This window comes from Cryobacterium sp. Hh38 (assembly GCF_004403235.1).
Taxonomy (GTDB): Bacteria; Actinomycetota; Actinomycetes; order Actinomycetales; family Microbacteriaceae; genus Cryobacterium; species Cryobacterium levicorallinum.
In genome coordinates, this window is the sequence record NZ_SOHD01000018.1 from 1 (window position 1) to 14,278 (window position 14,278).

The 14,278-nt window shown below is 67.4% G+C and carries 8 protein-coding genes; 1 reads left to right on the forward strand and 7 read right to left on the reverse strand.

Annotation, left to right across the window (positions count from 1 at the left end):
• The 7 genes from E3T41_RS07035 to E3T41_RS18740 all read right to left on the reverse strand — a co-directional run.
• On the reverse strand, window positions 1-689 hold a 689-nt coding region (locus tag E3T41_RS07035), incomplete at its 3' end, for a DUF5684 domain-containing protein (protein WP_241991061.1).
• A complete protein-coding gene (locus tag E3T41_RS07040; protein WP_134477875.1) occupies window positions 690-3,296 on the reverse strand; it encodes a transglutaminase domain-containing protein in 2,607 nt (868 codons plus the stop codon).
• Entirely contained in the window at window positions 3,293-4,552 is a 1,260-nt protein-coding gene (locus E3T41_RS07045; protein WP_241991062.1) for a DUF58 domain-containing protein, read from the reverse strand. Before E3T41_RS07045 ends, E3T41_RS07040 begins: the two co-directional genes overlap by 4 nt.
• A gap of 125 nt (window positions 4,553-4,677) precedes the next feature.
• Window positions 4,678-5,643, reverse strand: coding sequence for a MoxR family ATPase (locus E3T41_RS07050; protein WP_104131522.1), 966 nt, complete (start codon window positions 5,641-5,643; stop codon window positions 4,678-4,680).
• Window positions 5,644-5,676: 33 nt separating this feature from the next.
• A complete protein-coding gene (locus E3T41_RS07055; RefSeq protein WP_134477879.1) occupies window positions 5,677-11,640 on the reverse strand; it encodes an Ig-like domain-containing protein in 5,964 nt (1,987 codons plus the stop codon).
• A gap of 56 nt (window positions 11,641-11,696) precedes the next feature.
• A complete protein-coding gene (locus E3T41_RS07060) occupies window positions 11,697-12,842 on the reverse strand; it encodes a serine/threonine-protein kinase (RefSeq protein WP_092452998.1) in 1,146 nt (381 codons plus the stop codon).
• A 167-nt stretch (window positions 12,843-13,009) separates the two neighbouring features.
• On the reverse strand, window positions 13,010-13,132 hold the full coding sequence (locus E3T41_RS18740) for a hypothetical protein (protein ID WP_255455269.1): 123 nt from the start codon (window positions 13,130-13,132) through the stop codon (window positions 13,010-13,012).
• Window positions 13,133-13,610: 478 nt separating this feature from the next.
• On the opposite strand from E3T41_RS18740, the gene E3T41_RS07070 reads away from it, so the two are divergent.
• The coding region (locus E3T41_RS07070; RefSeq protein ID WP_198416394.1) for a hypothetical protein at window positions 13,611-14,278 on the forward strand (668 nt) is incomplete at its 3' end.

The window sequence follows — 14,278 nt, forward strand, 5'->3', positions numbered from 1 at the left end:
AGGCCACGCACGACCGGAGGCGGGGGCGTGGGCAGCGCGGCCGACAGCGGCAGCGACACAGGCGCGGGCGGCATCGGTGCAGCGAGCGGCGCGGGCACTGCAGCCGCGTGCGACGGTGCCGCGGCCTGACGAACGGGATCCGGGGCCACGGTCGGCGCGGACGCCGGGGACACCGGGCGCGCTGCGGGCACTGCGGGAACCGGCGACGCGGGCGACACCGCAGGAACGGGCGACGAGACAGGCGCGGCCAGCGCGGCCGGGCCCGTCAGCGGCGGCACCGGGGTGAACGGCACATACCCGGTTGCGGCCGGTACCGGCAGCCAGCCGGTGTTGACGGACTTGCCGAATCCGAGCACGCCGGCCCAGATGGGGAAGGCGACCAGGTAGAGCAGGGTGAATCCGCCGCCGTGGCCGAGCCGTCGGTTGACGTTGTTGACCGCCAGGATGAAGACGATCAGGGCTCCGATATCGACGACCGGGATGAACAATCCCACGACCCACAGGGCCGGATACCGACCGAGCTCAAACAGGGTGATGATGTTGACGATCGGCACCCACGCCTTCCAGGCCTGTTCGCCGAGCTTGACGAAGACCTTGCCGAGGGCGATCGACGAAAACACATACAGGCCGAGGCCGAGTAGCACGGGCACCACGACGACGGCGATGACCGCTCCAGATGATTCATCCATTTACGATTTGCGGCCGCTGGTGCGCGGTCGCTCCCCCATTCTGCTGCTGGAGCGCCGGTTTGGGCGCACTGTGGTGACGTCTAGTCGAACTGTGCCGTGGCTGTGGTGTCGAAATCTGTGGTGTTGAAAACTGCGCGATCGGCCGGCATCCGCCAGTCGAGAGAAGGAGCGCAGCGAGAGGGCGGCAAGCCAGCGGTCGCGCCTGGTGCCGCTCGCGGCCAGCCCGGCGCGCTCAGCGGTGACGAGCGCCCAGAAAGCGTCACTGTCGCTGGCAACCGGGGGCACTTCGCCGAACACGGCCTGGTCGGCAAGCGCCGCGAGCATCTTGCCGCCGGCCGACTGGTAGTGCCGGGCGATCTCGACCCGGGTCATGCTGCCCTGGTCGGCGAAGCCGCGGTCGACGGCGGCGTCGACGTATTCGTCCCAGCCGCCGGCGAACCGCGCCGACACGTCCGGCGCCCGCGCCCGGTCCCGGCGTCGCTTGAACTTGGCGCCCAGAATGACCAGGAACGGTGTGCTCACCACGAGCAGGGCGGCGAGGCTGATGCCGCCGATCTTCAGGGCCGCGAACAGCCAGGCCAGGTCGGTGCGGGTGGCCGGTTCTTCTTCCTGCTGGTCTTCGCCACTGGTCGGGTTGGCCTCGGGGGCCCGCCGTTCGGTAGCTCCCTCGGGCAGCACCTCGGTGTTGTACTGCGGGTCGCGGGTGGCATCGTCGATTGGTGAGAGCGGGTTCTGAAACTGCGGGGTCGCGTCCACGGTGATCCAACTGCCGTCCACTCCGGCCACTTCGACCCAGGCCGCAAGGTTCTGGCCCGAGCAGACACCCTCGACGCAGGCCCCGGGTGCGCCAGTTACCGCGTCGGCCGCCGCGAGGCTGAATCCCAGCACTACACGGGATTCAAACCCGAGGTGCTGGGCCAGCAGCGCGGTCGCCACGGCGAATTGTTCGTCATCGCCGACGGCGGCGACCAGCTGGGAGTTCTCGGTCGAGGTGGTGTTGTTCTGCTTCTCCAGCAGGGCGGTGAACAGGGCATCGATGCGCGCGACCGAGTGGCCGGACAGGCTCGGCGAAAACTGGTAATCACCGAGGTCAGCGGTCCAGGACTGTGCCGTTGGAGTGGTCAGTGCGTGGCTGAGATAGCCGCGCTCCCGCAGCCGGCTGACGAGTTCGGCCAGTCCGGCACCGTCACTGCTGACCTCCTGCGCGGTGACCCAATCGGCGAGGCTCGCCGGAATCAGCGACTCATCGATCAGTCTGGACGCAGCCGCCGGGCGGGCGAGACCGGCCAGATCCGTCGCATCCGCTTCGCTCGGGGCAATGATCGTGTAACGGTCGCCGCTTTCGAGGGCATTCAGTTGAATACCGGATGCCGTCCCCGCGTTGTAGAAGAACCCGTCGCTAAGTTCCGCCGCGCGTTCGCCGGCAAAGCGGATGCTCGACAGCGCGTCGGTCCCCGGCATCCACACGCCCTGATACCCGCTGATCGCAAACGCGGTCGCCCGGCCGCCGCTGGCCGAGCCGCGGCTGTGGGGCACCCGGGCAAACGCGGTGTCCTGATCGCTCACGCCCGATATAGGATCGACGACCCGAAAGACCTCGCCGTCATAGTGACTGAGCACGGCCAGGCGCACCCGGCTCGCCGGGTCGCCCTCAACAGAAGTCACCGTGAATAGCTCCTCGTCATACCGCTCGGCGCTGAAGAAACTGCGGTATTGGCTCAGCGGGCTGACGTACTCGCGCAGCTCGACGGCGGGGTCGATGCTGCTGCGCAGCACCTCGCGGGCCGGAGTCGACGCTACCGCCGACAGCCCGCCGAGCGACACTGCGACGGCGAGTGCGAGCACGCCGAAGGCGAGGGCGCCGCGGCGCACCCGCCCGCCGAGGCCGCCAGGAGTGCGGCGCACCCCGGTCGTGCGGGCCGCCAAATTGAGGGCTTCGCTGCGGGCCAGGTGGGTGCGCCAGGCCAGAAAGCCGAAGCCGAGCAGCAGTGCGGCCAGTCCGATCAGGCTCTCCCGCGGTGCCGGAACGGTGTACCCGGCCAGCACCATCGGTGCGCTCTCGGCGCCGGGCCCGAACACCAGCCCGAACAGTTGCACGGCGAAGATCAGGGGAACGGCGAGGGCGTAGCGTCGGCCGCCGCGCCAGGCGAGCGTCAGGGACGCTGTCGTGCCGCCGAGGAACAGCACGAAGGCCGGCACCAGCAGGGTCTGGTACGACCCGACCGGCAGCGAAATGGTGACGAGTTCCTTCCAGCTGAACACCGTGGCGGCGACCAGGTCGAGCAGGCCGCCGAGGGCACCCGAGACGCTGGATAGCGCCGACGGCACGGCGAGCGGAACGCCGAGCAACAGGTAGACGCCGAGGGTGGCCAGCAGCAGGCTGAACCAGGACCAGCCGCGGGCGCGAGCAAGCCAGGCCAGCAGTATGCCCGCCGCGATCGCTCCGGCCGCCATCACCAGATAGCTGCTGTCCTGGTAGATCGGCCAGGCCGCCCAGACGGCGACCAGCAGCATCAGCACCACGAACAGGGCGTTGATCACGAGGGACCGTCGCTGGCTGGGTGCGCGACGCGGCCGACGCAAGGGCAGGAAACCGGGCGCGCTCATGCGGCCCGCCGGCTCAGCAGGGAACGAAAGTCGTCGAGCACGCCGATGGTCAGCACGCTCGTGCCGGCCAGGTCGCGAAAGCTCGGCTGAGCTTTCGGGTTGCACAGAACGGCAACGACCCGCACGTTGCCGTCGAATTTGAGGGTGAGCGCCTGCAGCCGCCGGGCGGTCATGGCCCCGCCGCACACCACGAACGCGATCGACATATCGGGCACCACCTGGGCCGCGAGCAGACAGACATCTTCAACGTTCATGGCCTGCGCACTGGTCTCAATCGCGGTGAGGTCGTCGAGCAGGGTGCGGGTCGATACGACGCTCAAACTCCGCACCGAACGGATGCTGCTGCGCACGATATCGGGAATCTCCTCGCTCGCCACGACGGCCAGGTCCCGACCGTCGCGAATCGCGCGCACGCCGAGCGAACCGGTGGCGCTGACCGCCATCTCGAACTCGTCCTCGGAAGCGTATTCCGCCTGGTTCAGGCTCAGCACGATAGCTAGGCGCGAACGCCGGCTCTCCTCGAACTGGCGCACCATGAGCTTGCCGGTCTTGGCGGTTGACTTCCAGTGGATGTGTCGCTGCCCGTCGCCCGGCGCGTACTCCCGAATGGCGTGAAACGAGATATCGGAGTCGACGATGTCACTCGTCGGGTTGCCCTCGAGGTCGCGCACGAATCCGGCGCTCGTGCTCGGAATCGACACGGTCACCGGGTGCACGAACAGGCGATTCACGTCGGCCCAGGCCACTTCGCGGCCGAGCACGCCGAGCGGGTCGCTGCGCACGGTCGTGACCGGGCCCACATCGATGATGCCGCGGCGGTACGCGGGCACGCGCACGTGTTCCTCGTGCACCTGACCGGCGCGCAGCAGCGGCACGTAGACATCCGCTAGCCCCCGGCCGATCGGAACGTCGACGCGACCGGGCAGTTCGAGCCGCTTGGAGATATTGGTGACGGTGAGGGTGCCGAGCACTTCGGAACCGGCCACGACCCGATCGACCGGCAGCGTGAAGTCGACGCTGTAGGCGCGGCCACCGGCCAGAAACGGCAGTGAAATGAGCATGAGGGCGACCGCCACCCAGCCGATCACGATCAATTCGGTCCAGCCGAACGCCAGGCCGAGCGGCAGCAGCACGATCGCGGCCGTGACCACGACCCAGCCGGCCGGCGTGACCGTTTCGCCGACCCAGTCGACGGATGCCCGCACACCGATTCGCACAGCGCGCGCGGCCCGCATCCAGAGCACGACGGCGCCCACGAGGGTCAACGTCGTTGACCTATTCGTGCGCGTCGTGGCATACCGAGTGTGCGTTGCAGACCGGGTCTGGGTGCTGGTGCGCGCCAGATTTGATGTCTGGGAGCGCCGCGATTCGGTGTGAAAGCTCACGCCAGGTCGCTCCGACTGGGCGGCAGCACGTCGAGCAGAATCTGGCCGATAACGGCGCTCGCGGTGACGCCGTCGAACTCGGCCTCAGGGTCGAGCACCATCCGGTGGGCGAGCACCTGCTCGGCGAGCGCCTTCACGTCGTCGGGGGTGACGAAGCTGCGGCCGTGCGCGACGGCCCAGGTCTTCGCGGCCTTGGTAAGGGCACGGGCGCCACGCACGCTGACGCCCATACGCACCTGGCGAGCATTGCGGGTCGCCTCGACCAGGCGACCGATGTAGTCGTAGATAAGAGGGTTCACGAAGACGCCGCGGGCGATGTCGCTCATGCTCACGAGCGCCTGCGGGGTGATCACCGGCGCGAGGTCGTGCCGCACATCGGCGGTGCCCTCGAGAATACGAATGGTCGCGGCGAGGTCGGGGTAGCCGAGCGAGGCCTTCATCATGAAGCGGTCGAGCTGGGCTTCGGGCAGCCGGTACGTGCCGGCGTGCTCGATCGGGTTCTGGGTGGCGATGACGAGAAACGGCACACCGGTGGAGCGGGTGACACCGTCGATGGTGACGTTGCCCTCCTCCATCGCTTCGAGCAGCGCCGACTGGGTTTTCGGGCTGGCCCGGTTGATCTCGTCGGCGAGCACGACGTTGGCGAAGATCGGTCCGCTGTGAAACTCGAACTCGCCGGTCTTCTGGTCGTACACGGTGATGCCGGTCACGTCGCCGGGCAGCAGGTCTGGCGTGAACTGAATTCGGGTCGAGACGCCCTGCACGGTCTGTGACATGGCGCGGGCCAGCGAGGTCTTGCCGGTGCCTGGGTAGTCTTCGAGCAGCAGGTGGCCCTCGCTGACCATCGCGGTGAAGGCGAGTTCGATCACGTGGCGCTTGCCGAGGACGACGCGTTCAACGTTGTCGACCATCATCGTGAAGGTCGCGGCGAACCATTCGGACTGCTCCGGGGTGATTGTCATGGGTAGCTCTTTCAGTGTCACGGTTTATTGCTGTCACGGTGTTGTGGTGGTCGCCGCGGTGCACGCGACGGCGGTGGTCGTCGTGGTACCTGAGACGATTTCCAGGCCCGAGGTTTCGGGGGCGGTCCAGCTCAGGGTCCAGTTCACGTTTCTGGTCTGGGCGGCGTCCAGGGGCACATTCTGGTCGCCGTCCACCCACATTCGGCCACCGTTGGGGTTGATGACGTCGTACTGCGCAGCGGTGACCACCCCCTCGGCGAGGCCGGTGTCAGTTGCGTCGACCGCGACGGCGAGCGTGCCGCCGATGACGCAGCCACTGTTGTCGAGGCCGCTCACCGCGAACCTGACCTGCCAGGCGCGCGCGGCGTCGGCTGCTTCCACCGTCGACCAATCGCTGCACAGGGTGGAATCGGCCTCGGTGCAGTACCGCACGCGAATACGCGGGTCGGCGCCGAACACCGTCGAGCCCCTGACTGCGTCGAAGTTTTCGAAGTCGACCACGAAATCGCTCGGCGCGGTCGTCGACGATGTGGGAGCGGTAATGAGGTACTGGCCGTCAACCGGCGCCGCCAGGCCGTAGGTGTATTCCCCGTTGCCCGGGGCGGGCGGCTGCTCCCAGGTGGTGATCGAATCGACGGCGGCTGTGGCAACCCCGTAGCCGTTGGAGTAGCAGACCGTCACGAAATATTCCGTGTGTTTGGTCAGACCGTCGATTTCGCGGTCTTTCGAGGTGGCTGCGGCGCCGGCCGAGGTCAGTCCGGTCGCGCTGAGTCGGCAGGTCGCGCCCTCGGTGATTGAGGCGACGTAGAGAAATTCTTCCGGCAGGGTGCTGAAGTTCTTCTCGAAGCGCGCTTGGGCCACGGTGATCGACCGGTTCTGCGAGCTCAGCACACCGGCACTGGTGATGGCGGGCGATCCGGCCACGAGCACCGTCTGCGACGTCGTCTCCTCGGTCGGGCCGGTTCCGGCGGGCTGCTCGTGGCGGCTCAGCGGGGTCACGGTGATGTTCTGGTCGCCGACCTCGAGTGCGAGGGTGAGCTCGGTCGTTCCGAGACCGGGCGAAGCGACTCGTTGTTCGACCCCGTTGACGCTGTACCGGTTGGTGGACCGGTCGTTGTTTTCGATGGTCACGGTCACAGCACCGGTGCCGGCGCTCGTCACATCCTCGTCGAAGACCGGCTCAGCCGTGAGCGTTCCCATGCCGGGGGTGTCATAGGACCAGGCCGTGACGCCGACCGCACTGCGAGATTCGCCGACGGCGTTCACAGCTTTGGCCTCGTAGCGGTCCTTCAGACCGTTTTCGGTTGTTCGAATCACACCGCAGTTGCCCGAAACGTCACAGCGACCGACCGAAGCCCCATTGCGGTACAGGGTGAATCCCGTGAGCTTCGGGTAGGTGGAGTTCGCGCCGCCGGGGCTGACGGAAAGGGTGATCGACTCGTCGCCGTAGGCGATCTGGGTGACCGCGTTCGGCGCCTTGGGGTACCCCTGCAGGTCGACCGTGATCGACCCGTTGCGGCTGCCGGCGCTGAGCTTGCCCTGGGCATCCCTCACCACAAAACTGGCCTCGCAGACCCCGCCGGCGGTATCACCAGACCAGGAGGCCCGCACGCTGCGGGTGTTCTCCACCGCGAAGGAGACGCCGACGCAGGTGCTCGGCGCCGCGACCGACACCAGTACAAGCGGCGTGTTGCGGTACAGGTTGACCTCGCCGGCCACGCCGACGACGGCGATCGAGCAGCTCGAGCCGGAGGACTGCGAACAGGTCCGTGCCACCGTACCACCCTTGGGCAACTCGCTCGGCGCCGGGCCGACTTTGAGCGCGAGCAGGGCCGGCTCGGCGTCACGGTGGCTGGCGAGGCTCACCGTCACGGCCGCCTCACGGCCGGCCACGGCGTTGTCCGCGACGGAGATCGTGAGAATGGCACCGTCCTGCGTCACGGTGAACTGGTCGGAGACGATCTCGGTCGCGAAGGTCAGCGCCGGTACCGCTCCCTTACCCTGCCAGTCGACCATGTGGCTGAGGTCGTAACGAATGTCGTCGGCGCCCGGGCTTTGGGTCAGTGCCGCTGGGCGCAGGGTCGGCTGCGGGTCAAGCGGTTCAACGACGATCGGCACGACCAGCTGGGTGTAATCCTCCTGGCCGTCGATGCGCACCGGCACGGTGCACGAGTCGCTCCAGGGGGCATCGGATCCGGCCCGATAGGTGACGCGGGTGCCGGCGTCGAAGGTACACCGCGCGTTTGCGCGTTCGCCCGATGAACGGATGCCCGACCGCTCCAGTTGCAGCTCGGTCCCGGCCGGAATCGACACCAGGCTGGCCAGGTCGAAGCTGACGGAGGCGTCTTCCCGAACGTTCTGCTCCACGTTGCCCTTTTTGAGCGCGAGGATGATGGCATCCGCTGCTGGGATGCGCAGGAACCCGTAGGTGGTGACTTCGACACCCTGAAAGTTCAGCCCGGTGAGGGAGAACGGGGCGAGGAGGCCTTCGTCGGGGACCTCGCCGCTGATCTTCCAGCCGGAGACCGTGAGGCCGGGGTGGTCGCCCCACAGTGCGAGGGTCAGGCCCCCGACGTCGCCGGAGTTCCAGGAGACTTTGCCGGTCACGACGTCGATGCCTGTCGGGAACGAGTCGCGGTCGTCGAGCGCGACGGTCGTGTCAATGACGATGGGAAAGTCAGGAACGGAGGCGCGCACCACCTTCACAACGATGAGGCCCTGGCCGACGTCTTCGTTCTCGTTGGCGACGGAGTAGACGAAGGTGAGCAGTCCGGGGTCGTCGCCGGCGGTGAAGACCACCTGGCTGTCGGTGACCTGCCCGATGCGCTGCTGCAGGGCATCGTATTCGAGCGAGCCGGCCGTGGCGTCGGGCGTGACGCCGGTCAGGGTGAGTCGACCGCCGCCGGGTTCCACGTCGTTGGCGGCCGGGCGCACGATCACCAGGTTGTCGGCACCGACCTGCACCTCGACGTAGTCACTGAACGTGATCGGGCTCGGGTTGGAGCGCTGGTCGAGCACACCGATGCGTACCAGGGCGATGCCGGTGGCTCCGCTGGCATCGCGCACCCGGTATTGGAATTCGATGGCGCCGTGGTAGTCGAGCGGGCTCGAATAGACAATGGCGTCGCCGGTGGCGTTGACCCCGGCGGTTCCGCGCGCCGGTTGGGTCAGTACCCGGTCGAGCACGACGGTGTCGCCGTCCGCGTCGAGGCCGAAGCTGTCGAACGGAATCTCAATGCTCTCCCCCGACAGCACGCGGCCGTAGAGGGTGTGCGGCTGTGGGGCGGTGTTGTCGCCCTCGGCGAGCACCTCGATCGAGACGACGGCCGAGTCGATCAATTCGGGGGCGCCGGCGACATAGACGCTGTAGCCGAGTTCATAGCTGCCCGGCTGGTCCGGCGCGAGGTAGCGCAGCTCGACACCGGCCGCGAAGGCGAGACCCCGATCGTTTCTGTTCTGCACCGATTCGGCGTTGAGCATCACGATATTGCCGTCGGGCGCGACGTCGTTGGCGAGCACGGGAATGTCAATCTGCGCGCCGACCCGCACCGACACGCTGTCGTTCCTGGCGATCGGTGCCTGCGGCACTGACGCCGGAAGCAGGTAGACGGTGGCCTCGCCGCGCACGGTGTACAGCGGGTTTTCGGTGCCGTCAGAGACGGTGTAGCGCACGGTGCCGAGTTTGCCCGGCCGTTCGTCGGCGGTCGAGCCGCGCACGCGCAACACGTTCTGGCCGACCACGTCGACGCTGAGCGACGCCCCGAACACGGTCTCGGGGATGGCTTCGCCGAGCAGCAGCACCCGCCCGGCCGGGTTGGAGACGGCGGTGAAGACGTCGACGCTCGTGTCCGCCTTGGGCCGCACGAAAACGGTCACCGGGGAGGTGGTGAGTGCCTGCGCATCCGCTGGCACCACCGAAATGCGCACGAAAGAGACGACTTCGCTGGCGTCGTCGGCGATGGTGAGACTGACCGTGTAGTTGCCTGGCATAGTGGCGACGAAGTCGAAGGAGGTTCCGTTGGCGGTGACGCCGACCGTGGATCCCTCGGAGCTGGTCGGGGTGGTCGCCGAATTGATGCGGTACAGGCCGGCTGCTCCGGAGACGTACTCGGCCGGGCTGACCGTGAGGCGTTCGTTCACCGAGGCGAGCAGTGCGAACGGTAGGGCCGTGAGCTGCGGGGTCGGCGTGACCGCGATCGTGAGCACCTTCTCGGCCGTGGCGCCGTGAATGTCGGAGACGCTCACCAGAATGGTTGCCGATTGCGCGGTCTGGTCGGCCGCGTTGGGGTGCTTGTAGACGAGCACCCCGGCCGGCGTCACGCTGACCGAGCCGACGTCGGTCGTGTTTACAACGGATGCGACGAAAATCGGATCCCCGTCGGGATCGACCCAGCCGGGCAGCACCGGAACGGTGACCGTACCGCCGGGTTGCACCTCGGGGCTCGGCCAGTCTTGCAGGCAGCCCTCGGTGCCGCACCATACCGGCGCGGCATTCACGTCGTCGCCGTGCACGGTCAGGGTGACCGTCGTGGCCGGCGAGTTGAGTCCGTCTACGCGGGAACCGTCGGTGACGGCGTAGCTGAACGTGGCCGAGCCGCGAGCGCCGGCGGCGACCTGCACTGCGATGGCCTGGTTCGAGTCGGTGACGCTGACGGTGCCCCAGGAAGGGTCAAGCCCGGTCACCGAGGCTGGCAGCACGGTGAGCACGTCGTCGTTGGCGTCGTGGTCGTTGAGCAGCACGGGAAGCAGGGCGAGTTGGTCGCTGCGCACCCCGAAGGCATCGGCAACCGCCACGGGAGCCTTGGGCTCGACAACCTCAGAGGCTTCCTCCACGTCGTCCTGGCGCTGCGGTTTTTCAGCCGCGGCGAGGGTCCAGTCCTGGGAACTCTTGACCAGGGCGCCGTCCGGAACGGTCCACACCCATCCGCTCCGGGAGTCGTTGAGAATCATGAGGGAGTCGTTGGACCGAAACGCGGGGGCTGCGTCCCCGTTCGGTGTGGCCGTGCCGTAGCTGAGCGTCGTTTCGCCGGCGCTTTCGCTGAACAGGGTGCCGCCGGCGCCGGAGGACGGCAGCCAGGCCGCGTAGCGCTCGCCATTAAAAGGGGTCGGTACGGCCGGGGCGCCGAGCACAGTCTCAAAATCGCCGACCAGTTCGGTGCGGGCACCGTCAGCCAGCGCAAAGGAGACCAGGCCGGTCTGGTCGGCCACGAGCACGCCGTCGGAACCGCGCAGGTCGTCGGTGCTGCTCGGGCGCTGCAGCACGGCCAGCTCGCTCAGATTCGTCTCGACCGGTTCGTCCTGGCCGGCCAGCCAGAGTTCGTCGCCGGCCATGCTGAGCAGCGCCCAGGTATCGCCTACGACGCTCAGTTGCGTGCCTGGCTCGGTCGGACCGTCGGTGACGGTGTCATCACCCAGAATTTCGTCGTCCACTATGGAATAGCGCAGCACGCTGTTGGCCGCGCTGGAGTAGCTGTAGAGCACGCCGGCGGGGGTGATCGCGACGGCGTCGGAGACGTAGAAGCGGGCGGTTTCGCCCTCGATGACCTCGTCGTCGGCGTAGGGGTTGACCGGGCGCGGGGACTCGGCCGCGCCGACCGCCCCGGCGAACACCGCTCCGGTGCTCGTGAGGTAGCCGACCCAGGCCCCCGATGAGACGACGGTGCGGGTACCGGCCGGGGTCACGTCGTAGTCGGCGGCGTCGTCGCCGAGGTCGATTGGCGCGGCGAGGCTCACGTCGACGACTTTTTCGTTGTTCTGCGCGTAGAGCAGCACGGTCGCGTCGGTCTGCACCAATTCGCTCGGCGCCGGCACGGTTTTCACGGTGTCCAGTTCGAGCAGGTCGGTGTTGATGCGGGCGTACCGGTTGCCGTCGCCGCTCTGCAGCGCCCAGATCGAGCTCGCGTGCACCGGAGTCTGCTTCACGTCGAAACCGTCGACGACTATGGCCACCGTGGCCAGCAACGCACCAATCGCGGCCACCGCCATAATGCGAATCATGCCGCGACGCTTCTTCGATATCACCGGGAATCGGCGGCGGGTGCGCGGCCCGGCCACTAGATCAGCCCAACGAGAAACAGGGCGCCGAACATCGCGCCACCACCGACGACGACCGCCCCGACCAGCAGCAGGGCGAGGGCCACCGGGCGCAGGCGCGTTCGGCGGGGGCCGTCGACGTCGACGTCGGTCAGCGTGCCCTCCCGCGTTTGTGAGGCCGGGCGACGGGTGCCCCGGCCGGGGCGCAGCGACGCGATGACCACGTCGGAGACGACCGGGCCACGCGCCTCCAGGTTGTTGAAATCGACGGGCACGCCAGCGGATGCCCACGCTTCGTCCGCCACTTCGAGCGCCGTGATCGGCAGCCCCAGGTCGCGTTGCACCCGCTGCAGATCGTGGGCGCACTCGAGCAGGCTCGCTTGGCGGCTGGCCGGGTCGCGACTCATCATGCGGGCGAGGATGGTTTCGAGGGCGGGGGGAACATCCGCTCGCCCGATGCTCGTGTATTTGGCCCGGCTGATGCGTTGTTTCAGCTGTGCGCGGGATCCGGCGGATCCGGCGGGCAGGTCGAACGGGGCCCGATCGGCCAGTAGCGAGTAGAGGGTGGCGCCGAACGACCAGACTTCGGTGGCGACGGTACCGGTCGTGCGTTCGTCGACAACTTCTGGGGCGCTCCACGGCAGCGACATGGCGAACAGTTCGCCCGGGCCGCCGCCAGCCAGGGAAGCGGCGATACCGAAGTCACCGAGCACCGGACCGCCGAAGGTCGTGGTGAGAATGTTGGACGGTTTGATGTCTCGGTGCAGCACCTTGGAGCGGTGTGCGGTTTCGAGGGCGCAGGCGATTTTGACCGCGACGCCCAGCACCGTCGCCAGGCGCAGCGGCGCAGCGCGCTCACGCGAGGAGTATGAGCCAGGGCAGAATTCCATCACGAGATAGGGGCGGCCGTCGGCCGAGATGCTCGCGTTGTAGACGGTGAGAATAGACGGATGCGAGCTGAGCCTGGCCATGACATCGGCTTCGGCATTGAATGAGCGCAATACGTCATCGTCGACGATGTCCCGCAGCAGCACTTTGACGGCCACGGAGCGGCGCGGCATGTTCTGTTCGAACAGAAAGACGTCGGCGAATCCGCCGGTGCCGAGCGGGCGCACGTAGCTGTATCCCGACAAAACGGGCGGAACAGAGGGAAGTCGCCTGCCCATTGCTCCCCCCGACCTGCGTTGTTTCTGTCGTGCAACCTTGTGCTGGTCTAAGGTTCAAGCTTAACCACGGCGCCCGATCCCGACACCCACAAGGGGACATGGTACACCCCCACAATGGGGGTGCAAAATGTGAGCGCGGTGGGGGCCACGGAAGGCTTGACCGGGCGCTAGCCGCGGATAGCGTTGCCGAGCTCGGTGTCCGCGTTGCCGCGTGCGTCGGCGGTGAAGAACTGACTCATGCCGTCGAGGCCGTCGACCGCGACGGGTCGTGCCCTGCGTGAACGAGTCATACGCGGTCTGGAAAGCATCCGAAGCTGAGTCCGTCACGAAGCGGGAACCGACCAGGTTGTTCACGAGCGTCTGCAGCTCGGTCAGCTTGGTGATGAGGTCTTCCTTGCCGCAACTGAGTCGACCAGCGGCATCCGTCATGTCGGACTAGGTCACCTTGCGATTGGCCACGGTGTCCCCCCCACTTGTTTGAGCCCGAAGGGTGCGTGTGGTCCTGACCGAATGGCAATACCCCGGACGGGGTCGAATAGGGGTGCACTCGCCGTCCACTGCCCTCGCTGGACGCTAGCTGCACGTAGTCGGGGTGCTGGCTACCTGCGAGACCCACCCGTTTCCGTTGGTCGAGCTTGCCGAGACCGCCGTGGACTGGCCTGAGCCGTCTCGACAACGCGCGGTCTGCCCGAATGCATATTCGCACATAAATCCAAACATATCTGAGAATCTCTCGACTCTGGCGCATGGTTTTGGTATCCTTCTTCTATGAGCCAGAGCGGCGATACTCCCCAGCCGGGCCGTGTCGATCCGTTCTTCGCGGCTCACGGCTACCCGCCGTCCACACCCGAAGAGCGTGCCGAGTTCGAGGTGTTCTGGGCGCAGTGTCAGGCTGATTGGCGGCTCCAACTGGCCGAGGGGCTCGGAGACTGCGCCCCGTATGAGGTCACCGACCCGGTCGATCTGGAACCGGTCAACCCGGCATCAGTGAGCCCGGTACCGGTGAGCCTGGCGGTTGGCCGCCCGGAGTTGATTGACGGCCCGACCATTCCGGCCGACCTCGATCTGACCGAGGTGTTCGCTGCGGTGCCGCCCGAGTATCTCTTCGATGAGGACCTCCGCGAGGAGTTCCTGTATACGAACTACCTCGCGGACAATTTTCTCCCGGTCGATTTCATCCCGGACGGGTGCACCGCTGACGGGTGCACCGCTGACGAGCGTCACACTGACCCTGCCGAGGCTGACCGTGCCGAGGCTGACCGTGCTGAGGCTGACCCGGCTGACGCTGACCAACCCGGCCTGGCCCCTGGTAGTCCGGCAGACGTGCTGAGTCCGTTCCAGCGGCACCAGGCGCAATTCGTCGACCGGGTGCTTTACCTGGAGAAGGTGATCGCGTGGGCGCAGGCGAGTAAGGCTGAGGTCTTGACTGAGGCGTG